This is a genomic window from Streptomyces sp. NPDC002845 (assembly GCF_053591955.1).
On the sequence record NZ_JBSFUU010000068.1, the window covers coordinates 18,749 to 45,212 of the forward strand.

The following is a 26,464-nucleotide window of genomic DNA, read 5'->3' on the forward strand; positions in this document are numbered from 1 at the left end:
TTCGAACACCCCACCATCACCCAACTCGTCAACCACCTCACCGACGAAGGCATCCAACCCCCCACGACGGCCACCCCTGTGGCCCCGGCCGACCCGCCCGCCCCCGGCCAGGACCTGACGGCACTCGTCACCCAGCTCATCACCGAACAGACCGGCAAACCCACCACCGACATCCACCCCGACCAAGGCTTCTACGACGAACTCGGCCTCACCTCCGTCGACCTCCTCAACATCGCCGGAAAACTCGAAACCACCCTGAACACCGAGCTCTACCCCACCCTCCTCTTCGAACACCCCACCATCACCCAACTCGTCAACCACCTCACCGACGAAGGCATCCAACCCCCCACGACGGCCACCCCTGTGGCCCCGGCCGACCCGGTCGTCGTATCCGAACCCGAGCCGTCAGCTCCACCTGCCGACGCCCCCATGGCGATCGTCGGCGTGGCCGGCCGTTACCCGGGCGCCCGTGATCTCGACGAGTTCTGGGAGGTGCTGCGCACCGGACGGGACTGCCTCGGCGACGTCCCGGCCGGGCGGTGGGAGGCGGACGCGTGGTACGCGCCGGAGCCGGGGACGCCCGGACGGACGTATCTCAAGCGCGGCGGCTTCATCGAGGACGTGGACCGCTTCGACTCGCTGTTCTTCAACATCCCGCCGCGGCAGGCGAAGCTGATGGACCCGCACGAGCGGCAGTTCCTGGAGGTCGCCTGGTCGGCGCTGGAGGACGCCGGGTACACACCGGAGTCCCTGACGGCGGCGGCCCGTGGCCCGGTCGGCGTCTTCGCCGGGTCCATGTGGGCGGACTACCACCTGCACGGGCTGGAGAGCGTGCGGGACGGCGGCGCCGACGTGGCGCTGAGCTGGCTCGGCGGCATCCCCAACCGGGTCAGCCACGCCTTCGACTTCGGCGGCCCCAGTGTGCTGGTCGACACCGCCTGTTCCTCCTCGCTGACGGCGCTGCACCAGGCCTGCGAGTCGATACGCCGCGGGGAGTGCCGTGCGGCGCTGGTGGGCGGTGCGAGCCTGTCCCTGCACCCGTACAAATACGTGCGGTCGGCGGCCAACGGCCTGCTGTCGAAGGACGGCACGAGCCGGCCGTTCGGGGACGGTGCCTCCGGCTATGTGCCGGCGGACGGCGTGGGCGCGCTGATCGTGCGCCCGCTGGCCGACGCGGAGGCGGACGGCGACCGGATCCTGGCCGTCGTCCGCGGCTCGGCCGTGAACCACACCGGGCGTACCCCCGGCTACACGATCACCAGCCCGGACGCCCAGAGCCGGGTGGTCGAGGAGGCCCTGGCGCGGGCCGGTGTCCCGGCCTCGACGGTGACCCTGCTGGAGGCCCATGGCGCGGCGACCGCGCTGGGCGACCAGCTGGAGGTCGACGCGCTCACCCGGACGTTCCGCAAGGACACGGACACGCGCGGATTCTGTGCGATCGGCTCGGTGAAGGCGAACATCGGCCACACCGAGGCGGCCGCGGGGCTCGCCTCGCTCACCAAGATCCTGCTGTGCCTGCGCCACCGGACCCTCGTGCCGGTACCGCACGCCGAACGCCCCAACCCCGCCATCGACTTCGCCGCCTCGCCGTTCCGGCTTCCGCGCGGCGAGGAGCCGTGGACGCCGGTCACCGATCCGGCCACCGGGCGCCCCGCTCCGCTGCGCGCGGCGGTCAGCGCCTTCGGCTTCGGCGGCGCCAACGCCCATGTCGTCCTGGAGGAGTACGTGTCCCCGCAGCCCCCGTCCGACGCTCAGGAATCACCGGCCCGCCAGGTCGTGGCGCTGTCGGCCCGCACGGGCGAGCAGCTGACACGGCGCGCGGGCGATCTCGCCGAGGCGCTGCGCGCCCGGCCGGCCACGCGGCTCGCCGATGTGGCGCACACCCTCGCCGTGGGACGCCGGCACCTCGGGGAACGGCTCGCGCTCGTCGTCTCCTCCACCGCCGGACTCGTGGACGCGCTGGAGGACTTCGTGGCCGGGCGCACCGTCGCGGTGCCCCACTTCCGCGCCACCGCGCGCCGGTCCGCTCCGGCGTCCGTGACGCGGCCGTCCGCCGCCCCGGAGGCCACGGCCGAGGACTGGGCCACCGGCATCGTCGGCACGCTCGACGCGGTCCCCGGCGGGCGCCGTATCGCGCTGCCCGCCTACCCGTTCGCCGGCGAGCGGCACTGGATCACCCCCGCGCCCGCGCAGGAGGCGGGCCGCGTGGGCCCTGCCGGGGTGCCCGCGCGGCCCGAGTCCGCCCGGACCGCGCCCGGCACGGGCACCGTTCCGCTGGCCGATCTGCGGCAGGTGATGCTGTACGAGCCCGCCTGGGCGGCGCGCGAGGCACCGCGGCCCGGCGTGGAGCTCGGCGGCGGGCCCGTGCTGGTGCTCGACACGTCCGAGGCGCGCCCGACGGCGATCCGCGCCCGGACCGGGGCGGGGGCGGTGCTGGTCACGCCGGGCAGCGGCTTCGCCCGGCTGTCCGCCGACCACTTCACCGTCGCCCCCGACTCCGCGACGGACCACAAGGAGCTGCGCAAGGCCCTGGAGCGGGAAGGCCGGGTGCCGAACGCGATCCTGCACCTGTGGCACCTGGACGGCTCCGACCCGGCCGGTCCGCCGGAGCGGCCCACCGGTCTGCTGTCGGTGTACGCGCTGTGCCAGGCCTGGGCCGTCGGCCGTCGCACGGCCCTGCCCGTGGTGCACGCCTACCACTCGCCCGTCGAGTGCCCGCCGGACGCCTCGGTGGGCGGCCTGGCCCGGGGTCTGCGTCTGGAACAGCCCAAGCTGCCGCTGAGCACGATCCGGTTCGCCGCCCCGCAGAGCGATCCCGCGCGGGCCGCCGAGGTGCTGCTCGCGGAGGCCGCGTCGCCGGGCGACCTGGAGGTCCGTCACACCGCGGCAGGGGTCCGCGAGGTGCGCGGCTTCGCCCCGGCGGCCCCGCTGCCCTCCGGCACGCCGCTGGCCCGCCCGGGAGGTACGTATCTGATCAGCGGCGGTACCGGCGGCATCGCCCGGCACGTGGCCCGGCGCATGGCGCGCGCCGCCCGGCCGGACATCGTGCTCTTCGGCCGCTCGTCCGAGGGGGAGAAGCAGCGGGAGTTCCTGGCGGAGCTCGCCGCGCTCGGCTCCAGGGCCGCGTACATCCAGGCCGATGTGACTCGGCTCGCCGACGTACAGAGGCTGGTGGCCACCGCCGAGGAGCGGTTCGGCTCGGTCACCGGCGTCATCCACACGGCCGGCGTGGTCGAGGACGGCCTGCTGATCAACAAGAAGCCGGACTCCGTACGCCGGGTCCTCGCGCCCAAGTTCGACGGCGCCCGCAACCTGGACCTGGCGACCGCAGGCCGGCCGCTGGACTATCTGGTGCTGTTCTCCTCCACCTCCGCCGTCCTCGGTTCCATCGGCACCACCGACTACACCGCCGCCAACGCCTACATGGACTCCTTCACGGCGTGGCGCGAGGACCTCGTCGCGCGCGGCGAGCGCCACGGGCGCAGCGTCTCCGTCAACTGGCCGCTGTGGGACGAGGGCGGCATGCGCATCAACCCGGCGGTGGAGAAGCAGGTGCTGGAGAGCACCGGGCTGGTGCCGCTGACGACGGCTCACGGTCTCGCCGCGCTGGAGGCGGGGCTGGCCCACGACGGGCCGCAGCTGGCGGTCTTCGAGGGCGACCGGGCCAAGGTCGAGCGGCTGCTGGCGGTGATCTGGCCGGAGCGGGTGCGGACGGCGGTGGACCACCGGCTCCCCGCGGCCGGGCCCGCCGTGAGCGACGCCGAGACGGTCGCCGAACTGGAGGCGATGATCGCCGAGACCGTGACCGGGCTGCTGCCGCACACGGCGGGGCTGTCCGAGGAGTTGCTCACCTGGACCTTCATGGAGCTGGGGCTCAGCTCGGTCGATGTGATCGCCCTCGGCAAGCGGCTGGGCGAGCAGCTGGGCATCGAGATCGTGCCGACCATTTTCTTCCGCCGCACCCGCGTCCCCGAGCTGGCGGCGCATCTCGCCAAGGAGAACGGTGAGGCGGTGCGTGCCTGGTACGCGTCGTTCAAGGGCGGCACGGCGTCCGTTTCCGTGGCGCCCGTTTCCGTGGCGTCCGACGAAGCACCCGAAGCAGCTGAAGCACCTGAAACACCCGAAGCCACCGTCGGCACCACGGCGACGCCCGCGCCGCGCACGGCGGCGCTTCGTACCGCGGCTTCTTCGGCGGCCGGGCGAAGCCCGGAGTCCGGCCCTGCCGACTCCGGTCCGGCCGACCGCGACATCGCCGTCATCGGTCTCGCCGGCCGCTTCCCGGGCGCCACGAACGCGCGGGAACTGTGGGAGGCGCTGGTCGCCGGGCGTGATCTCGTGCGCGATGTGCCGGCCGACCGCTGGGACCACGCCCGTCATCTCGACGCGGACGGCGCCGCCGGGACGACGGAGTGCCCGGCCGGTGGCTTCGTCGACGACGTGAGCCGGTTCGACGCGGCCTTCTTCGGGATTCCGCGTGCCGAGGCGGAGGCGATGGACCCGCAACTGCGGCTCCTGCTGGAGGTGTTGTACGAGACGGCGGAGGACGCGGCCGTGCTGCCCCGGCTGCGCGGCAGCGACACGGGTGTCTTCGTCGGCGAGTGCTTCCGCGACTACGAGGGCGAGATGATCGCCCGGGGCCGCAGGTCCGGCCCGTACGACGCGACGGGCATCGCCACCACGATGGCCGCCAACCGGCCCTCCCACCACTTCGACCTGTCGGGGCCGAGCCTGACCGTCGACACGGCCTGCTCCTCGTCCCTGCACGCGCTGCAGCTGGCGGTGGAGTCGCTGCGCCGCGGCGAATGCTCGATGGCCTTCGCGGCGGGCAGCAACCTGATGCTCAGCCCGCGCCACTACCTGTCGTTGTCCGGCACCGGGGCGCTGTCGCCCAGCGGTCGCTGCCATGCCTTCGACGAGCGCGCCGACGGGTACGTGCCGGCCGAGGCGGTCGCCGCGGTCCTGCTCAAGCCGCTGCGGGCGGCACTCGCCGACGGGGACCCGGTCCGCGCCGTCATCAAGGGGGTCGCGGTCGGACACGGCGGTCACGCGGGCGCGGTGACCGCGCCCAGCCCGCAGCGCCAGACCGAACTCATCGAGCGGGCCTGGCGCGACGCCGGCGTGTCCGTGCACACCATGGGTCTGCTGGAGGCGCACGGCACGGGCACCAGGCTCGGCGACCCCATCGAGATCGACGGGCTGCGCGGTGCCCTGGCCGGCCGTCCGGCCGACGCACCGCCCGTCGTGGTCGCCACGGCCAAGGCGCACCTGGGCCACGCCGAGGGCGCCGCGGGCGTGGTCGGCGTCGTCAAGGCGGTCCTGTCGCTGGAGAACGGCGTCGTCCCGGGGATGCCCGGCTTCCGCACAGCCAACCCGTACCTGGGCCTGGACGACGGCCGGTTGACGCTTGCCGCCACGACCGCCGAGTTGCCGTCGCGGCCGGACGCACCGCGCCGGGCCGGGGTGAGCTCCTTCGGGTTCGGCGGCGCCAACGCGCACGTCGTCCTGGAGGAGGCCCCGCCGCGGGCGCGTACGGCAGGGAGCGGCGGCCGCAGTCTGGTCGTGCCGTTCTCCGCCGCCACGGCCGAGCAGCTGGCCGAGGTACTGCGCCGCCAGCGCGCCCCGCTCTCCTCGGAGCAGGACCTCGTGGCGGTGGCCGCGACCTTGCAGCACGGCCGTGAGGCACTGCCCGCCCGGATCGCCGTCGTGGCCGCCACGTGCGGTGAACTCGCCGCCGAGCTGGACACGTTGCTGGCCGGCACCGTCGAGGCGGGCACGGTCCGGGCGGTGCCCGGCTCGGACGCGGCGGCGGTGGCGTCCGCGCGCCGGTGGGCGGCCGGCACAGCCGTCGACTGGGCGCCGGACAACGGCGGCGCCGACGCGCCCAGGCTGAACCTGCCCGGTCGCCCCTTCGCCGGGGAGCACTACTGGCTCCGCGAGGCCGAGCCGACCGCCGAGCCCGCGCCGACCGCCGAGCACGCGCCTCCTGCCACCGTCCCTGCCATCGCCTCTGCCACCGCCCCAGCTGCCGCCTCTCCCACCACCGCAGCTGCCGCCCCTGCCGCCGCTCCTGCCACCGCCCCCGCTGCCGCCTCTCCCACCGCCCCGGCTCCCGCCTCTGCCGCTGCCTCCGTCGCCGACAGAGCATCGGGCCCGGCCGCGGCCGCTCTCGCCGGTGCCGGAGCCTTCATGGAGTCATCGGCGTACGACGCGACCGGTGTCCGGCGCGGTCTGGAGCGGCTCGGTGCGATCGGCTCCCGGCTCGCCGCGCTGTCCGTGCGCGAGCACCTGGGCATCACCGGACAGGTATCGGGCGCCGACGTGCTCGGCGGACTGCCCGCCGTGGAACCGTACGGGCGGTTCGTGAGCCGGCTCGCCGACGTGGTGGACCTCGTACCGCGGCCGCTGCCCGACGCGGTTGCCGAACGGGCCCTGATCCAGCGGGAGTTCGCCGACCTGGCCGCGGACTGCCCGGAAGTCTCGGACCTCGTGGCGCTCGCCCAGGCCGTGATCCCGCACATCCCCGATGTCGTGACCGGGCGTACGTCCGCGCTGGAGCTCTACTTCGGCGGGGAGATCGACGAACTGCTCAGCCGCGTCTACACGGGCAATCCCATCGCCGACCACTACAACGCGATGGTGGCGCACCTCGCCGAGTGCTGTGTCCGCGAACGTCTGGCACAGCGCCCCGGCCGCCCCGTGCGGATCCTCGAAGTGGGCGCGGGCACCGGCGGCACCACCGGTCCGGTGCTGGCGCGGCTCAGGCCGTACGGCGCCCAGGTGGAGTACACGTTCACCGACATCTCCGCCTCCTACTTCCGCCAGGCGAGGCGGAAGTTCGCGGACACGGGTCTGCCCATGGTGTTCACTCCGCTCAACGTGGAGCACGACCCGGCGGAGCAGGGTTTGGAAGCGGGGGCGTACGACCTGCTCATCGCGTCCAACGTGGTGCACGCGACGGAGGACATCACCGTGTCGACGGCGCACCTGCGACGGCTCCTCACCGACGGCGGTCTGCTCCTGCTGAACGAGATCACCTCGAACATCGACTACCAGTTCCTGCTGTTCGCGATGATCCCGAGCTGGTGGACGTGCAAGGACAGCGAGCGGCTTCCCGGCGCCCCGCTGCTGGCACCGGCACGCTGGCAGGAGGTGCTCGGGCAGGCGCGGTTCGACGCCAGCTGGGTGTGGGCCCACGACAACGGCGTACCGGACGAGGACGACCAGTGCGTGATCGTGGCCCGTGCCGACGACGCCGTCACGGCATCCGGGGACGGGGGCACGGTGACCGCGAACCCCGTTCCGCGCGCTCAGGCGTCCCCGTCCCCCGTCGCCGTGGAAACCGCCGTACCGGACACCCCGGTCGACGCGGACGCGGCCGTACGGGCGCACCTGCGGGAGATCGTCGCCTCCTTCCTCTCCGTTCCGGCCGAGAGCGTGGACGAGGGCGCGTCCTTCGCCGAGATCGGCGTCGACTCTCTGGGCGCCATTCAGCTGGTGCGAGAGCTGGAGATCGACTTCGGCAAGCTGCCCAAGGTCCTGCTGTACGAGGCGGGCACCGTCGCCGTACTCGCCCAGGAGCTCCGGGCCCGGGCACCGGAGGTGTGCGCCCGCATCGCCCGCGAGGCCGCGCCCGCCGCCGTACCGCCGCCCGTGCCCGTGCCCGCGCCCGCGCCGGCTTCCCCCGAGGAGACCGCGCCCCTTCCGGCACCAGCACCAGCACCAGCACCGGCACCCGAGGCTCCCGCCACCCCGCAGGGCGACCCGGTGGCCATCGTCGGGATGGCGGTCCGGATGCCCGGCGCCCGCACGACGGGCGAGCTGTGGCGCAGCCTGCTGGCGGGCACCGACCACATCACCGAGATCCCGGCCGACCGCTGGGACTGGCGGCCGCTGTTCGGCGACCCGCACCGCGAGGAGGGGAAGACCAACAGCAAGTGGGGTGCCTTCGTCGACGGCGTCACCGAGTTCGACGCGGAGTTCTTCGGGATCTCCGGGCGCGAGGCCGAGGTGATGGACCCCCAGCAGCGGCTGATGCTGCAGACGGCCTGGCACGCGGTCGAGGACTCCGGGCATGCCCCGTCGTCCCTGCACGGCGGCGACACCGGTGTCTTCATCGGTGCCACCTCGCACGACTACACGGCACACCTCGCGGAGGCCGGCCGCTATCGCGAGCCGTACGCCGTCAACGGCAACGCCAAGACGGTGCTCGCGAACCGGATCTCCTTCGAACTCGGTGTGCACGGCCCGAGCGAGGCCGTGGACACGGCCTGCTCCAGTTCGCTGACCGCCCTGCACCGTGCCGTGCGGGCCATCGAGGAGGGCGAGTGCTCCACGGCCGTCGCGGGCGGGGTGCACCTCCTGCTGCACCCCAACATGTATGTGGCCCTGGGCCAGATGGGCGCCCTGTCCCCCGACGGCAGGTGCCACGCCTTCGACCGGTCGGCGAACGGCTTCAGCCGCGGCGAGGGTGTCATCGCGCTCTACCTCAAGCCCCTGTCGCGCGCGCTGGCCGACGGCGACACGGTGCACGCCCTGGTGCGCGGCAGCGGTGTCAACCACGGCGGCCGGGCCCAGTCACTGCCGGTTCCCAATCCGGCCGCGCAGGCCGCGCTGATCTCCCAGGTGCTGCGACGCTCCGGCACCGACCCGCGCACCATCGGCTACGTCGAGGCGCACGGCACCGGCACCGAGGTCGGTGACCCGATCGAACTGCGCGGTCTGCGCAAGGCGTTCGCCGAGCGTGCCGGAATCGCGGAGGACGACCGGGTCGAGGCGTGGTGCGCGGTGGGCTCCATCAAGTCCAACATGGGGCATCTGGAGGCCGCGGCCGGTCTCGCCGGCGTCGTCAAGGCGGTCCTCGCGCTGCGGTACGGGGTGATCCCGCCGAACATCAACTTCCGTGAGGCCAACCCTCTGCTGGACCTCGACGGCAGCCCGTTCCGTGTCGCCGACCGCCGCCGGGACTGGCCGGCGCCGGTGGACGGACAGGGCGGGGCGCTGCCGCGCCGGGCCGCCGTGAGTTCCATGGGGTTCGGCGGCTCCAACGCGCACGTGATCCTGGAGGAGTACCCGGGCCACGCCCCGCGCGCCGCGACCGCCTCCGGCGCGGGACGGCCCGAGCTGTTCGTGCTCTCCGCACGCGGCGAGGACCGGCTCAAGGAGGCCGCCGGCACCCTGGCCGACCACCTCGACGGCGACCGGACGGTCACCGCGGCCGAGGTGGCGCACACCCTGCGCGTCGGGCGCGACGCGATGGAGTGGCGGCTGGCCGTGGTCGCCGCGGAGCTGCCGGAGTTCGTCGCGGCGCTGCGCGCGTATGTCTCCGGAGGCACCGTCGACGACCTGTTCACCGGCCGCGACCGGGGCACCGGAGCGGCTGCCGCACCCACGGACGACCCGCGCGCCCTCGGCCGCCAGTGGGCGGAGGGCCGGGCCGGCGCGGACGCCCTGGCGCGCCTCGCCGGGCCCGGTGCCCGGCGCGTGGGCCTGCCCGGTTACCCGTTCGCGCGGGACCGCTTCTGGGCGGTGGCCGCGGACGGCACCGCCGACGGCACCCCCGGCCCGGCCGCGGCGCCGGACGGCGGCACCGAGGAGCTGATCTCCATGCTCGACGCGCTGAGCAGGGGCGAACTGACCGTTGACGACGTGGACCTTCGTCTGGTCCGGAACGACGGGATGGAACGATGACACAGAACACCGAAACCGTCCGCCGCCTGGTGCTGGAGCGGGTCCGTCAGGGCAAGCTCGACCCGGCCGCGGCCGCCCGGCTCCTCGCCCGGAGCCAGGGATCCACCGCTCCGGCCGATCGGAACACGACGGGTGAGCGAGCCGGGGAGCTCGTCTCCTACCTCCCCCTCTGGGAACCGGCCGACGCCCGGCCGGCCGGTCGCGCCGCCGTCGCCGCCCGCGATGTGCTGCTGGTCGTCGACGGCGCGGACAACGGCCGTGCCTGGGCGACGCCCACCGGGGTGAGGGTCGCGCGGGCCGGACGGGATGTGCGGACGGACACCGCGTCCTGGACCGCGTATCTCCACGAGTTGCGCGAGAGGGGAGCGAGCCCGCGCGGCCTGGTCTTCGATCTGCCGGCCGGCGCCACACGCCCGGAGCGGGCCGTGGAGCTCGTGCTTCCGGTGCTGCGCGCGCTCATCGCCGACCGCGATACGGGGCCGATTCCCGTCGCGTTCCTGGTCACCGGCCGGGCACGTTCCGAACTGACCGCGGCCCTGGGTGCGTTCGCGCAGGTCGCGGGCGCCGAGGACCGACGGCTTCGGGCGGTCTCGGTGCAGGTGGACGAGGTGCCCGCATGGGCCGAGCAGCCCTTCCAGGTGGCACTCGCCGAGCTGTCCGCGGTGCGGCCGGGCCTGGCCGAGGTGCGGCACGGCACGGCGGGCCGCGAGGTGCGCGTCCTGCGGGCCTCGGCACCTCGCACCGGCACGGCCCCGGCGTTCCGTGACGGCGGCCGCTATCTGATCACCGGCGGCGGCAAGGGCATCGGACTGCGGCTCGCGGCGCTGCTGGCGCGCGACCACCGCGCCCGGCTGGTGCTCACCGGCCGTTCCGAGCCGGGTGAGGAGCAGCGGGCCGAGTTCCGCCGCCTGGAGGGGACCGGGGCCCGGATCGTGTACGTACGCGGGGACATCACCCGTTACGAGGACGCACTGGAGGCGGTCACCGTCGCGCGGCGCGAATTCGGCGGCCTGGACGGTGTGCTGCACTCGGCCGGTCTGAACGAGGACGCCTATCTGGTCAACAAGGACGTCGACTCGGCCCGGCGGGTCCTGTCGGTGAAGCTCGACGGCGCGGCGCACCTGGACCGGGTCACCTCCAATCTGCGGCTCGACTTCTTCGCGCTGTTCTCCTCCACGTCGGCCTACTTCGGGGCCGCGGGCCAGGCCGACTACGCGGCCGCCAACCGGGCGCTGGGCGCGTTCGCGGCCACCCGGGCGCGGCGCGTCACGGCGGGGTCCCGGCACGGCGCCTCGGTGGCCGTGGCCTGGCCCCTGTGGGCGGAGGGCGGCATGGAGATCTCCGCCGAGAACCGTTCGGTGCTGGAGGAGCTGCAGGGCATGCTCGCCATGCCCACCGAGGTGGGCCTGCGGGCGCTCTCGGACGCGATCACGTCCGGGGAGCCGGAGAAGCTGGTGGTCTTCGGGCGGGCGGAGCGCGTCCACGCCTGGATGACGAAGCTGTCCGCCGAGGAGTCCGCCCCCGGATTCTCCGCCGACGAATCCGCCGACGAGTCCGCCTCCGGCGAAGGAGCCGCGGCGAGCGCCCCGGCGGACGAGCCGGGCGAGGACCGGGACCTGGTGGCCGCCGCGGAGGCGTACCTGCTCCAGCTCGTCACCGAGACCGCCAAGCTGCCGGCGGGACGGCTCCGCGCGGATCAGGAGTTCTCCACGTTCGGCGTCGACTCCATCCTCATCAAGAAGCTCACCGCCACCCTGGAGGACCGTCTCGGCGACCTGCCCGTCACCCTGCTGTTCGAGTACCGGACCGTCGGCGAGCTCGCCCGCCACCTCGCCGAGCAGCGTGCGGACGCGCTCCGCGCGGTGCTCGGCGTCGACCGGGCCCCGGCGCCCGAGGCGCCTCGTTCCGGGCCCCGGCCGGCCACGGCCGCCACCCGTGCGGGCCGCGACGCGCCGCGGGGTTCCGCCGCCGAGCTCGACGGCGGGCTGCCCCACGACCAGGCGGTCGCGATCGTGGGCATCGGCGGCCGCTATCCGGGCGGCGCGGACCTCACCCGGTTCTGGGAGTCGCTGGCCGCAGGGGCCGACCTGATCGGCGAGGTCCCCGCGGACCGCTGGGACAACGGCCGTCACCTCGCCGCCGAGCGCGGCACCCCCGGCGCCATCACCGGCCGCTGGGGCGGCTTCCTCGACGACGTGGCACGCTTCGACCCGCTGTTCTTCGCCATCTCGCCCGGCGAGGCCGCCAAGCTCGACCCCAATGAGCGGATCTTCCTGGAGGTCGCCTGGTCCGCGCTGGAGCACGCCGGGTACTCGCGGAGCAGGCTGCACGAGACGACCCGTACCGGCGACACGCACGCCGTCGGCGTGTTCGTCGGTGTGACGGGCTCCCAGTACGGGCTCGTCGGCGCGGAGCAGTGGGGCCGCGGCAACAAGGTGTTCGCGCACTCCATGGACTACTCGATCGCCAACCGGCTCAGCTACGTCCTGGACGTGCACGGCCCCAGCATGGTGCTGGACACCGCGTGCTCCGGCTCGCTGACCGCGCTGCACCTGGCCTGCCGCAGCCTGCTCTCGGGCGAGACGAAGGCGGCGATCGCGGGCGGGGTCAACGTCAACATCCACCCCATCAAGTACGCGACGCTCACCGACATGCGGCTGCTCGCCTCCGACGGCCGCTGCCGCGCCTTCGGCGCGGGCGGCGACGGCTTCGTGCCCGGTGAGGGCGCGGGCGCGCTGGTCCTGAAGCGGCTGTCCGACGCGATCGCCGACGGCGACCGGATCCACGCCGTGATCCGCGGTACGGCCGTCAACCACGGCGGCCGCAGCAACGGCTACACGGTGCCGACGCCGCGTGCTCAGGGCGCCGTCGTCGCCGACGCCCTGCGTGCCGCCCGTGTGGACGCGCGCACGGTGACCTATGTGGAGGCGCACGGAACGGGCACGGCGCTGGGCGATCCGGTCGAGGTCGAGGGCCTGAAGCGGGCGTTCGCCGAATACACCGAAAACACGGACGGCACCGGCTTCTGCGCGATCGGCTCGGTGAAGTCCAACCTGGGCCACCTGGAGGCGGCGGCCGGGGTGTGCGGCATCACCAAGGTCGTGCTGCAGTTCGCCCACCGCACCCTGGTGCCGACGCTGCACAGCGAGCCGGTCAATCCCAAGCTGAACCTGGACGCCACACCCTTCCGCCCGCAGCGGACCGCCGAGCCGTGGCGGACGGCGGACGGTGTGCCGCGCCGCGCCGCGGTCAGCTCCTTCGGAGCCGGCGGTGCCAACGGCCATGTGGTGCTGGAGGAGTGGCCCCGGCCCGAGGCGTCCACGGACGACGGCCGCCCGTACGTGGTGGGCCTGTCGGCCCGCACCCCCGAGCAGCTGCGCCAGGTCGCGGAGCGGCTGGCCGACGACCTCGCCCGTGACGGCGACCGCTCGGTGCGCGACATCGCCTTCACCCTCCTGACCGGCCGGGACGAGTGGGACCACCGCCTCGCGGTCGTCGCCACGTCCGCGGCCGGAGCGTGCGCGTCGCTGCGTGCCCACCTCGGTGGCCGGGCCCCGGCCGAGGTGCGCGTCGGCCGCGCGGACCGGTCCGAACCGGCCGTCGACGTACGGGAGTCGCTGGCAGCGGGCCGCTGGCGGGAGCTCGCCGACGCGTGGGTGTCCGGAGCCCGTGTCCCCTGGCAGGACGCGTTCCGCGACGGTCCTCGCCCCGTTCCGGTGCCTCTGCCGTCGTATCCCTTCGGGGGCAGGCGGTACTGGGTCGACCTCGTCGACGAGCCCGTGGGCAAGCCCATGGACGAGGCCGTCGACGAGCCCGTCGACAGCGCCGCCGGGCGACCGGCCCCGTCCGTGCTCCGTCGCACCGACACCGTGGTCGCCGACCATCTGGTGGAGGGCCGCGCGGTGGTCGCCGGCGTCGTCCAGCTCGGCCTGGCCCGCGCCGCGGCCCGGCTCCCCCGTACTCCGGTGGAGTTCGAGGACGTCCGCTGGCGCGTGCCGCTGGAGGTCGAGGGCGACGCGCTCGACGTGGCCGTCGAGTTCGGCGCGGACGGATCGGCGTACGAGGTGCGGAACGCCGCGACCGGCACCGTGCACTCCACCGGCAGGCTGACCGCGGGTACCGGGCGGTCGCGGGACCGCGTCGACGTCGACGCCGTACGCGCCCGCTGCCCGCGGCGCACCGACGCCGCGGACGTGTACGGCAGGGCGGACGCGGCCGGGCTGCGCTACGGACCGCTGTTCCGGGGGCTCGTGGCGCTGCACCGCGGAGATGGCGAAGCCCTGGCCGAGCTGGCCCCGCCGGACACGGACGCCCCCGAATGGGCGGTCGAGGCCGCGATGACGGACAGCGCGCTGCACGCCGTTCAAGGGGTGCTGCCCGAGGACGACGCCCGCACCGCGCTGCCCGCGTCGGTGTCCCGCGTCACCGTCGACGGGACGGCCCTGGAGGCCCGTTACGCCCACGCGGAGCTGGTCGCGCTCGACGGCGAACGCGGCAGCGCACGGGCGAACGTGACGCTGGCCGCCGCCGACGGAACCGTGCTGGTCCGCTTCGAAGGGCTGCGCATCGCCCGGCCCGCCGTGCGGTCCGGGGAATCCGCCGCCCGGTCCGGGGAGGAGGAGGGCGTGCCGCTGTACCGTCCGGTGTGGCACCGGGCTCCCTTGGAGCGCTCCGCCGAGACGGACGACGGCCGTCCGGTGCTCGTCCTCGGCACCGGGCACGACCACGGCCTGGGCGCCGCCCTGACCGAGTACCACCGCGCGGCGGGACGCACGGTCCGGCTCGCCCCGGTGGAGGACATCGCGCTCTCCGCCGAAGGCTTCGGCCGGGTCCTGGAGGAGGCCGGGAACCCCGGCACCGTCTGGTTCCTGGGCGGGGTCGAGGAGCGCCTGTACTCGGCCGACGATCTCGACCAGCTCGCGTCGGCGCTCGACGAGGGCCCCGTCGCGCTGTTCCATCTGCTCAAGGCCCTCGACGCGCGGCGCGCCCGGGGCGGGGTACGCGTGCACGTGGTGACGTCCGGGGTGCAGCAGACCGACGAGGCCGTCGCCGCCCGCAACCCCTTCGCCGGCGGCCTGCCGGGGCTCGTCGCCTCCGCGTCACGTGAACTCGGCTTCCTCTCCCTCAGCTGCGCCGACGTCGCCCGCGACGATCTGCTGCGCTGTGCGCGACTCGGCGACTGGACCACGCTGCTCGGGCAGCTGGCCGCCGAGCCCGCCGCCCGCCCGGCCCACCCGGTGGCGCTGGCCGGCGGGGTTCGCCACACCCTCGGTCTGGAGCGGATCGAGCTGCCGTACGCCGACACACAGCTGCCGGTGCGCACGGGCGGCCGCTACCTGATCACCGGGGGCGCGGGCGGCCTCGGCACGGTCGTCGGTGAGCACCTGGCCCGCGTCCACGGCGCCCGTGTGCTGCTCCTCGGCCGCCGGGCACCGGACCAACTTCCCGACGAGGTAGGCGCGTTGCTGTCCTCGCTCCCGCAACAGGTCGCGTACGCCTCCGCCGACGTCACCGACGAGGCCGCGCTGCGCTCCGCCGTGGCACGGATGCGCCGGGACTGGGGCGGCGTCGACGGTGTCGTGCACTCGGCGTTCGTCCTCAACGACCGCACTCTGTCCCGGATGGACGAGGAGACCCTGCGCTCGTCGCTCGGCCCGAAGGCGCACGGAACCGTAGTGCTGCAGCGCGTCCTCGCGGACGAACCGCTGGACTTCTTCGCCGTGTTCTCCTCCGCCATCTCGCACAACGGCAACGCGGGCCAGGCCAACTACTCGGCCGCGTCCACACTCCAGGACGCCTACGGGCGATTCCTCGCCACCCGGCTGCGCCGACCGGTGAAGGTCCTCAACTGGGGTCTGTGGGGCGAGAGCGGCTCGGTCGCCACCGACGACTACCGCACGCGGGTGACCGCCCGGCTCGGCGTCGAGCCCATCAGCGACGCGGCGGGGCTGGACGCCTTCCTCCGCGTGCTCGCCGGGCCCGCCGTGCAGGTGGCTCCCGTGCGGCTCGCGAACTGTGGTGACGAGCCGGCCGTACGTCCACGGGCGACGGACCGACGGACGTCCGAGGCGGTCCGGTTCGCCGAGTCGGCGGCCCGCGAGCGAACCGCCGACGACGCCGGGCTCACCGGCGCGGCCTTCTTCGACACCCTGGAGCCCTACGCGCGGGTCCTGCTGCGCGACGCGTTCCTGAGCCACGGCGCATGGCCCGCACCCGGCACCACCGTGACCCGTGACGACCTCGCCCGGCGCCTCGGCGTCCTGCCCGCGCGGGAACGGCTGCTGGACGCCGCGCTGTTCGCACTCGGGCGCGGCGGCCACATCGCCGGGAACGCGGACGGCACGCTGACCGTGCCCGCCGGCGAACCAGAGACACCGGACCCGGCCGCCGCCACGGCGATGCACGAGGCGCTGACCACCACGTATCCGCACGCCACCGCACTCGCCGACCTGCTCCGCGAGTGCACGGAGGTGCTGCCGGACGTGCTGCGCGGCCGCCGCAACGGTCTGTCGGTGCTCTTCCCCGGCGGCAGCGACCACAAGGTGGCGCCGCTGTACCACGACGATCCGCGCTCGGAACACTTCAACGCCGTGTGCGCGGCGGCCGTCGCCGCCTACTCGGGGCAGCGTTTCGAGGAGGGTGCGGAGCGGCTCCGGCTGCTGGAGATCGGTGCGGGCACGGGCGGCACCAGCCGGCCCGTCCTCGACGCGCTCCAGCGGTTCGGCGACCGCTTCGACTACGCCTTCACGGACCTGTCCCCCGGCCTCGTCCGCAAGGCACGCGAACGGTTCTCCGAGCCGTACCCGCAGGCCAGCTTCTCGGTCCTCGACATCGCGCGGGACCCCGCCGGGCAGGGCTTCACCGAGGGCTCGTACGACGTGGTCCTCGCGGCGAACGTGCTGCACGCCACGCCGGACGTGCGCCACAACGTACGCGCCGCGGCACGCCTGCTGCGGCCCGGCGGGCTGCTGCTGATCAACGAGGGCACGCGCGTCCTGGACGCCGTGACCATGATCTTCGGCCTCACCGAGGGCTGGTGGGCGTACGACGACGGCGAGCTGCGCCAGCCGCACTCGCCGCTGCTGACACCCGGCACCTGGCGGTCCGTGCTGCTGGACGCCGGGGTACGCGGAGTGCGCGTGGTCGGAGCGGCCGGGCCGGACGACGCGGCGGCGGGGCAGCACGTCCTGCTGGCCGAACGCGACTGCTGGCCGGTGCCCGGGACGCGGCCGCTGGAGGAGCCCGCACGGACCACACCGTCGGCCGAGCCGACGGCGCACGGCCCTTCGCCCGTCACACCGGTTCAGGACGTCACACCGGTTCAGGACCTCACACCGGTTCAGGACCTCACACCGGTTCAGGACCTCACACCGGTTCAGGACCTCACGCGGGCTCAGGACCTCACGCGGGCTCAGGACCTCACGCGGGCCGCGACCGCGTATCTCACCCGGGTCTTCGCCGACGTGCTCAAGCTGGACGAGGGCGAGCTGGACCCGGACGCGCCACTGGCGTCCTACGGCACGGACTCGCTCGTCGGCATGGAGGTGGCCGACCGGATCGAGGCCGACCTGGGGACGGCACCGCGTGACGTCCCGTTCGAGTCGACGTCGCTCAGCGGTGTGGCCGAGGCGCTGCTGGCCACCGCTGCCGGGCCGTTCGCCCGCTTCGCCGGTGTGGCGGAAACGGCGGCCGCCCCCGCGCTGACCGAGGTCGCCACGGCCTACCTGGCCCGGATCTTCGCCGACGTGCTCAAGCTAGACGAGGGCGAGCTGGACCCGGACGCACCACTGGCGTCCTACGGCACGGACTCGCTGGTCAGCATGGAGGTGATCGACCGGATCGAGGCCGACCTCGGCCCCATTCCGCGCACCGTGCCCTACGAGTCGACCTCGCTGAACGGTGTCGTCGAGGCTCTCCTGGCCGACCCGGCCGAGCCCCTCGCCCGCCTCGTCGACCGCGATACACCGACCGTGCCGACCAGGCGCCGTCCGGCAACCGGCGTGCGGCAAGGCTCTGTTGCCGAAGGAGCGGCCATGCCCACCGAAGAGGCCGAGCACGCCGCGGAGCCGGAGTCCGCCGAAGAAACCTCGCGTGTCGAAGGAACGACGCGTGTCGAAGAGACCGGGCCCGTCGAGGAGACCGGGCCTGTCGCAGAGACCGGGCCCATCGAGGCGGCCGAGCCCATCGAGGTGGCCGAGCCCATCGAGGCAGCCGAGCCCATCGAGGCAGCCGAGCCGGTACGGGCGGCCACCGTGGCTCCGGCGGCTCACGACGAGCCCGTCGCGATCGTCGGCGTCTCGGGCCGGTTCCCGAGGGCGGAGACGTTCGACGCCCTGTGGGAGCACCTGCGCGAGGGGCGGCGTGCCGTCACCGAGGTGCCCGAAGAGCGCTGGGACCCGGAGGGCGCGGTCGGCGCGGGCCGTTGGGGCGCGTTCCTCTCCGACGTGGAGGCCTTCGACCCGCTGGTCTTCCGCATGTCGCCGCGTGACGCCGAGCGCACCGACCCTCAGGAGCGGCTGTTCCTGGAGGCCGTGTGGACCGCTCTGGAGGACGCCGGTGCGACGCGCGACGCGCTGGAGCGCTCGGCCCGTGCCACGAACGGCAGCGGGGTCGGGGTCTTCGTCGGCCTGATGCACAGCCCGTACCAGGTGCTGGCCGCCGAGCGGCGGGGCGCCGGAACCGAGGCGCTCGCCCACTCCTCGCACTGGTCGGCCGCGAACCGGACCTCGCACACCTTCGGGTTCACCGGTCCGAGCCTGGCCGTGGACACCGCGTGCTCGTCCGCCCTGACGGCGCTGCACCTGGCCTGTGAGGCGATCCGGCGCGGCGACTGCGGCGCGGCCGTGGCCGGCGGGGTCAATCTCATCCTGGAGCCGTCGCACCACAGCGAGCTGTCGGCGATGAAGATGCTCTCGCCGGACGGGCGCAGCCGTTCGTTCGCGCGGGACGCCGACGGCATGGTGCCCGGTGAGGGTGTGGGTGCCGTCGTCCTCAAGCCGCTGTCCGCGGCGCTGCGCGACGGCGACCGCGTGCACGGGCTGGTGCTCGGCTCCGCGGTCAACGCGAACGGCGCGACCGACAGCATGGTCACGCCCAGTTCCGGGGCCCAGGAGGAGCTGATCCGCCGGGCCCTGACACGGGCCGGCGTCACCCCCGGCGCGGTGCAGTACGTCGAGGCACAGGCCACCGGTTCGCCCCTGGCCGACCCGGTGGAGGCCGCGGCGCTGGCCCGGGTGTTCGGCGGACACGGCACGGCCGTCGGGTCGGTCAAGCCGTCGCTCGGGCACCTGGAGGCGGCGTCCGGCATGGCCCAGCTGGCCAAGGTCCTGCTCCAGCTGCACCACGGCGAGCTGGCCGCCACGCTGGACTGCGCCGAGCCGCTCGCCGAGTTCGACGACGGTGTGCTCCGCCTCGTACGCGAGCACGCCCCGTGGCCGGGCGGCGTCCCGGCGGCACGGCGGATCGCCACGGTCAGCTCGTTCGGCGCCGGCGGTGCCAACGCCCACGCGGTGGTGGCCGGCCCGCCCGTGCCGACGCGGACGGGGAATCCGCAGGACGGACCCCGGCTGGTACTGCTGTCGGCCCGCCGTGACGAGCAACTGAACGCCCACGCGACACGGTTGCGGAACCACCTGGCGGCGCTCGGTGACACCGCGCCGCCCCTGGCGGACGTGGCGCGGACCCTGGCCGCCGGACGCGAGCCCCTCGCGCAGCGGCTGGCCGTCGTCGCGCACGACGTGCCGGACCTGGTGTCCCTCCTGGACCGGCATCTGGCGGGCGAGCCGTCGGACCGCATCCGCACCGCCCGCGCCGCCACGGGCCCGGACCCCGTCGCCCACGCCGTCCCGCCCGCCGCCGATGCCGCCGCCCTGGCGGAAGCGGGCGCGGCCTGGACCCGCGGAGCTCGACTCACCGACGCGGAGACGGCGTTGGGGATCACGGACGGACTGATCGTGTCGCTCCCGGGCTACCCCTTCGCACGCACGGCACACCGGCTGCCCGCGCAGACGAGGGCCGGCACAGCCGCACCCCCGCTCACCGGCGACGCCGAGCCCCACGCAACTCCCGTACCCGATACCGGTCCCGTACCCGATACCGGTCCCGAACCCGCACCCGATACCCGCCCCGACTTCGTACCCGATACCCGTCCCGACCCCGTGCCCGGACCTCAGCCCCGGCAGCCCTCAGACCTGGAGGAGATCGACGTGTCAGAGACCATCGGCCGGCCCGCACCCGCGGACGTCGAGCGCATACGCGCGACCGTGGTGGACGCGGTGGCCGCCGTGCTGGGGGTGCGGCCCGACGACATCGGACTGGACGAACACCTCAGCGACTTCGGCTTCGACTCGGTCACGGTCGTCGACCTGGCCGACCGCGTCAACGCCACGCTGAGCACCGACCTCAACCCGGCCGACATGTACGGGTTCCGGAACGTCGCCGCCCTGGTGGACTCCCTGGCGCGGCAGACCGCACCCACGACGGCCACCCGGCCCGCCCCCGCCGCCCACGCCCTCACCACCGACCAAGCCCCCGCCACCCAAGCCCCCACCACCGTCCAAGCCCCTACCACCACCCAGGCACCCGTCCCGGCACCCGTCCCGGCCGACGGCAACGAGCCCGTCGCCATCGTCGGCATGGCGGGGGCCTTCCCGGGCTCGCCCGACCTGGAGACGTACTGGACGAACCTGCTCGCGGGCCGCGACCTGGTCACCGAGATTCCCGGCGAGCGTTTCGACTGGCGGGAGATCTACGGTGATCCGGCGGCCGATCCGGAGAAGGTGCCCTCGCGCTGGGGCGGCTTCCTCGCGGACGCGGACCTGTTCGACCCGGCGTTCTTCCGGATCTCGCCGCGCGAGGCGAAGCTGATGGACCCGCAGCACCGGCTGTTCCTGCAGACGGTGTGGCGGACCATCGAGGACGCCGGTCACGACCCGGCCGCCCTGGCGGGCACCGACACCGGGGTGTTCGTCGGGTGCGGCTCCACCGAGTACGCGACGCTGCTCCTGCAGTCCGGTGTCGAGATCGACGGCCAGCTGGCCACCGGCAACGCGCACAGCGTGCTGGCCAACCGGGTCTCGTTCCTGCTGGACCTGCGCGGCCCGAGCGAGCCGGTGGACACCGCGTGCTCGTCCAGCCTGGTCGCCGTGCACCGCGCGGTGCGCTCCCTCCAGGACGGCGAGTGCTCGGCGGCGATCGCGGGCGGCGTCAATCTGACGCTGACGCCGACCGGTTACCTGGCGTTCGGCAAGTCGGGCATGCTCGCCACGGACGGCCGCTGCAAGACCTTCGACCACCGGGCGGACGGCTATGTGCGCGGCGAGGGCGTCGGCGCCGTACTGCTCAAGCCGCTGTCCGCGGCGCTGCGCGACGGCGACACGGTATACGCGCTGGTGCGCGGCACCGCCGTCAACCACGGCGGGCGGGCCGCGTCGCTGACCGCGCCCAACTCCGAGTCGCAGGCGGCCGTCATCACCGCGGCGCACCGGCGGGGCGGGACCGACGCGTCGCTCGTCGGGTACGTCGAGGCGCACGGCACGGGCACCGCCCTGGGCGACCCGGTGGAGCTGAACGGTCTCACGCGGGCGTTCCGCGAGCTCGGAGTGGAGGACGACAGGCGTCAGTTCATCGGACTCGGCAGTGTGAAGACCAACGTCGGCCATCTGGAGACCGCGGCCGGCGTCGCCGGACTCATCAAGATCGTGCTGGCGATCCGCAACCGCATGCTGCCGCCGACCCTGCACGTCCAGCGGCCCAATCCGCTGCTCGACCTGGCGGGCAGCCCGTTCCACCTGGTCGACACGGCCCGGCCCTGGGACCGTCCGCGCACCGCGGCGGGAGCCGAGGCACCGCGGCTGGCCGGGGTGAGCTCGTTCGGCTTCGGCGGGGTCAACGCGCACGTGGTCGTGGAGGAGTTCACCGAGTCCCGTCCGTCCCCGGCGACCGGCACCGCACCGCGGCTGTTCGTCCTCAGCGCGCGTACGGACGACCAGCTGCGGCAGTACGCGACACGGCTCGCCGACCACCTGGACCGTGCCGCCGTCCGCGGCGCCGGAGCCGTCGACACGCTGTCCCTCGCCCGTACGCTGCAGAGCGGCCGGCCCTCGCTGGAGCGCCGACTGGCCGTGGTGGCGGGCTCGGCCACCGAACTGGCCCACGCGCTGCGTGCGTTCGCCTCCGGCGAGCGGACGGATGTCCCGCTGCACACCACTCCGGCCGCGGCGGACCGCACGGCCGCCGGGCTGCTCGACGAGGACGACCGCGCCCGTGTGCTGGAGCTCGCCAGGAGCGGCGACCTCGGCAAGGCCGCGGCACTGTGGGTGCGCGGCACCGACCTCGACTGGACGGCCCTGCACGACGGTGCACCCCTGCGCCGGACGGCCGGCCTGCCGACCTACCCGTTCGCCCGGGAACGGTACTGGCTGCCTCCGGTGCCCTCCGTGCCCGCCCCGGCGCGGGCGGCGGCTCCGGAAGCGGCCACGGCGGCACCGGTCACCCCCGCCCCCGTGCCCGTCCCGAACTCCCCCGCTCCCCCGGTGTCCCGCTCGGCTCCGCCGCTCGCCGCCACCGGCACCCCGGCGGTGAACGGTGCCGCCCCGCGGCCCCCGGCACCCGCCATCCCGGTCCAGCCCATCCCCGTGCCGGTGCCGGACACGGCTCCGGTCAACGGCACCGCGGTCAACGGCACCGCCGTCACGGCGCCCGCGGGCCCGGCCGCCGGGGACGCCTCCGGCGACGGTCTCGCCGCCGAAGTGCGCGTCCTGCTCGCCGAGGGCATCGGTCTGGCCCCGGACGCGGTGGACCCGGAGCGCGACCTCGCCGCGTACGGCGTCGACTCGATCTCCGCGCTGCGCATCATGCAGCGGCTGCAGGCGGCCTTCGGGGACCACATCCCGATGGCGGCGATCTTCGAGTGCACGACGCTCAACAGCCTGGTCCAGCACCTGATCGACGAGTACGGCGTCTCCCCGGACGGCAACGGCTCCGGGCGGCCCGCGCAGGCCCCGGCCCCCGTGGCGGCGGCCGAGCCGGTCGCCGCGCGGCAGGCCACGCCGGAGGCGGTCACCGTCCCTTTCGGCGATGACGGCCCGGGCACCCCGCTGCACGCCCTGCCCGGCGCCACCGGCGAGCTGACCTGGCTGCTGCATCTGCGCACCTGGCTCGGCACGGAAGGGCCGCTTCGCGGTGTGGAGTTCACCTCCGCGGCACCGCGCGGCACGAACAACGGCCACGGTCTCACCGAGCTGGCCGAGGCCTGCGCCCGCGCTGTCCTCGCCGACCGGCCGCAGGGCCCGTACCGGCTGGCCGGGCACTCCGTCGCCGCCCGCCTCGCGGTGGAGACCGCCCGGGTCCTGACCGACGCCGGCCACGAGGTGGCCCAGCTCGTCCTGCTGGACGCGCCGGAGCCGGACGCCACGCACACCGAGGACGCGGCGGCCGATGTCCGTGCCGTGGCCGAGGAGTTCGCCGCGGTGTGGTCGGGCGCCCCGCTCGCCACGGACGCCACCCGGCAGGACCGGGAGGCGGCGCTGCGCGCGGCCGTGGCGGCGCTCTCTGCCCTGCCCGGCGTCCCGCTGCGCGGCACGGATCTCGCCGAGCGCCTCGCCGCCGCGGCCGACTGGCGGGGTGCGCTGCGCCGTGCGGCGGGCGACACCGCCGTACGACCGCTCGCGCTCGCGGGCCGTACGTCGGTGCTGGCCACGCCGGACGCCACGTCGTGGGACCGGGCGCTGGTGCCGCCGCCGTCGCTCCTGGAGCCGGTGTCCGCGCCCGGCGGCACGGTGTCCCGCGCGGGCACGGCCGAACTGGCGTCACGCGGTGCCAAGACGGCCCGGCGGTCCCCGGCGCCGCTGGAGATCACCGACCGGGAGATCCGCACCGCGCCGGCCGAGGAGCGCCACTTCCTCGTCCCGATCAACCGCAGCGGCGGCAAGACGCCGTCGTTCTGGGTGCACCACCTCTTCGGCGACGTCAGCTACTGCATCTACCTGTCCCGTTACCTCGGCATGGACCACCCGCTGTACGGGCTGGAGCAGCTGGACGCGGACCTGCGGTTCACCGAGTTCGAGTCGATCGAGGCGATGGCGGCCCGCTATGTGGCGGAGATCCGCGAGGAGCACCCCGAGGGGCCGTATGTCCTCGGCGGCGCCTCCTTCGGCGGCATCCTCGCCTTCGAGATGGCACGCCAGCTCGTCGAGGCGGGCGCGGAGGTCTCCCACCTCTACCTCGTCGACGCGCTGCTGCCGGGCACCGGAGCCTGGAGCGGCGTGGACAGCTCGGTGATCACCGAGGAGAACCAGGACGCGGTGACGCTGATGCTGATCGGCAACTCCGCCTCCCAGCTGTGGAAGGCCGAGCCGAGCCTGACCATCGACGAGCTGACCGGCATGACCCCCGACGAGGCGATCGACCACGTCACGCGGCATGTGGTCGAGGGCTCCCCGGCCGAGCTGTCCGCGGACGAGGTGCACCGGCTGATCCGCACCCGCTTCGCGCTGCTCGACCTCAACGGCAAGCTGCTGCTCGACTACGCGGCCCGGCCGTTCGCCCGCCCGGTACCGACGACCGTCTTCCATGCCACGAACGGCTTCTCGGCCGCGGAGAACCCGTACGGCATGCCCGCCATCGGCCGGGACGACTCCGACACCACCAACGGCCTCGGCACCTTCGCCGGGGACGACGTGACCGTCCACGACCTCGACGCCGATCACTTCACGATCGTCCTGGAGGACAGCCTGCGCACCATCGCCGGGGTCGTGACCCGCACCCTGCCCGCCCTCGCCCCGAACGGACCGCGCTCATGACCGACTTCAGCGTCTACTTCTTCTCCTCCAACGACCGCAACGGCTTCGGCGACCGCTACCGGTTCATCCTCGACGTCGCCCGCTACATCGACGACAAGGGCTTCAGCGCGGTCTGGACCCCGGAGCGCCACTTCCAGGAGTTCGGCGGCAGCTTCCCCAACCCGTCCGTGCTCAGCGCCGCGCTCGCCGTCGCCACCGAGAACCTGCATCTGCGGGCCGGCAGCGTCGTGCTCCCGCACCACCACCCGGTGCGTGTCGCCGAGGAGTGGGCCCTGGTGGACCAGCTGTCCGGCGGCCGCGTGGGCATCTGCCTGGCCACCGGCTGGCACAAGGGCGACTTCGTCTTTCACCCCGATCTGTACGACGCGCGCCGCGAGTACACCTTCGGGCACATCGAGACGCTGCGTGCGCTGTGGCGCGGGGAGCACGCCGAGTTCCCCGGCCCGGACGGGCAGACCCTGAGCGTACGGACGTATCCGCGCCCCGAGCAGCCGGAGCTGCCGCTGTGGCTCGTGCACACCTCCAACCCCCGGACGTGGCTCCAGGCCGGCCGATCGGGCCTCAACGTGCTGACGCTGCTGGACAGTTGGGAGCGGCTGGAGGAGAACGTCGCCGCGTACCGGAGGGCCCGCGCCGAGGCCGGGCTGGACCCGGCGGGCGGCATCGTCACGGTGGGCCTGCACACCTTCGTCGGTGACGACGAGGCGGAGGTGAAGCGGATCGTGCACGACCCGGTCCGCAGCTACCTCTCCTCCTTCGTCACGCAGAAGCGCAACGACGCGGCCGTGGACGGCGAGTCGTCGGCCATGAGCGACGCCGAGCAGAAGGCGCTCGTCGACATCGCGGCCGAGGACTTCTACCAGCGCCGGTCGCTGCTCGGTACGCCCGACAAGTGCGCCAAGGTGGTCCAGCGGCTCAGCGACATCGGAGTCGGCGAGATCGCGTGCCTGGTCGACTTCGGCGTGCCCTTCGACACGGTCCTGGGGATGCTGCCCGCCCTCAACGAGCTGCGCGAACGCTGCGCGCCCGCCGCTCCCCCGGCGACCGCCGCAGCAGCCGCCCCGGCCCCGGACGACGCCCTGTCCTGGTACTACGCCCGTAAGTGACGCCCGCAGCAGTCCGGTGCCGGCGGCGGGGCCCCGCCGCCGGCACCGGCCCCTCTCCAGGAGTGCCCTCATGACCACGGCCCCGTCCGAATTCGACCGCTGGGTCCTGCGCCCCGCTCCCCGCACGGCACCGCCGCTGCGCCTGATCTGCGTCCCCTACGCCGGTGGCGGCACCGCCGCGTTCCAGGGCTGGAGCGAGCTGCTGCCGGACACCGTGGACCCCTGGTTCCTCAGACTGCCCGGCCGCGAGGCACGGTTCCGTGAGGAGCCGCGCACCGACGTACCGCTCCTCGTCAAGGAGATGGCGGCCGTCGTCGGACCGGCCCTGGACGGCCCGTACGCCCTCTTCGGGCACAGCCTGGGCGCGCTCATCGCCTTCGAGCTCGCCCGCGAACTGCGCCGCTCCTACGGCAGGGAGCCCGCCCACCTCGCGGTGTCCGCCCGCTCGGCCCCGCACCTTCCCCTGCGCCACGCCGTGGTCCACCGGCTCTCGGACGATCTCCTCCTGGAGGCCCTCGACCGGCGCTTCAACGCGATCCCGCCCGCGATCCGCGACGACCCGCAGATGCGCGCCCTGTACCTGCCGGTCCTGCGCGCGGACGTGACACTCCTGGAGACCTACGTCCACACGCCGGGGCCCCCGCTGTCCTGCCCGGTCACCGCGTACGGCGGAACGGACGACCCCGAGTTCGCCACCGGCGAGCTGGAGGGCTGGCGACAGCACACCGCCTCCGCCTTCCGCCTGCGCACGTTCCCCGGCGGCCACTTCTTCCTCAACCCCCGACGCGCGGAGCTCGTCTCCGATGTGACGGGGGATCTGTACGCCGCGATGATTCCCTAGGGCTCCCTAAGGGTTTCCCAGGAATCCTC

The 26,464-nt window shown here is 74.3% G+C and carries 4 protein-coding genes; all 4 read left to right on the top strand.

The window, feature by feature from the left end:
• The first annotated feature begins 78 nt into the window (after positions 1 to 78).
• The 4 genes from ACWD3C_RS35685 to ACWD3C_RS35700 all read left to right on the top strand — a co-directional run bounded on the left by ACWD3C_RS35685 (position 79) and on the right by ACWD3C_RS35700 (position 26,435).
• Positions 79 to 9,687, top strand: coding sequence for an SDR family NAD(P)-dependent oxidoreductase (locus ACWD3C_RS35685; RefSeq protein ID WP_451150573.1), 9,609 nt, complete (start codon positions 79 to 81; stop codon positions 9,685 to 9,687).
• Positions 9,684 to 24,488 carry an SDR family NAD(P)-dependent oxidoreductase gene (locus tag ACWD3C_RS35690; RefSeq protein ID WP_451150575.1) on the top strand — a complete coding sequence of 4,935 codons (14,805 nt, stop codon included), beginning with the start codon at positions 9,684 to 9,686 and terminating at the stop codon, positions 24,486 to 24,488. Before ACWD3C_RS35685 ends, ACWD3C_RS35690 begins: the two co-directional genes overlap by 4 nt.
• Entirely contained in the window at positions 24,485 to 25,594 is a 1,110-nt protein-coding gene (locus ACWD3C_RS35695) for a MupA/Atu3671 family FMN-dependent luciferase-like monooxygenase (RefSeq protein ID WP_451150577.1), read from the top strand. Before ACWD3C_RS35690 ends, ACWD3C_RS35695 begins: the two co-directional genes overlap by 4 nt.
• 70 nt (positions 25,595 to 25,664) lie before the next feature.
• The gene (locus ACWD3C_RS35700; RefSeq protein ID WP_451150579.1) at positions 25,665 to 26,435 is read left to right on the top strand and encodes a thioesterase II family protein; all 771 of its coding nucleotides are present in this window, start codon (positions 25,665 to 25,667) and stop codon (positions 26,433 to 26,435) included.
• Positions 26,436 to 26,464 lie beyond the last annotated feature (29 nt).

What these genes read in the sequence shown, in the direction of transcription:
- ACWD3C_RS35695 (WP_451150577.1), top strand. Translation starts at nt 24,485, where the DNA reads ATGACCGACTTCAGCGTCTACTTCTTCTCCTCCAACGACCGCAACGGC.
- ACWD3C_RS35700 (WP_451150579.1), top strand. Translation starts at nt 25,665, where the DNA reads ATGACCACGGCCCCGTCCGAATTCGACCGCTGGGTCCTGCGCCCCGCT.
- ACWD3C_RS35690 (WP_451150575.1), top strand. Translation starts at nt 9,684, where the DNA reads ATGACACAGAACACCGAAACCGTCCGCCGCCTGGTGCTGGAGCGGGTC.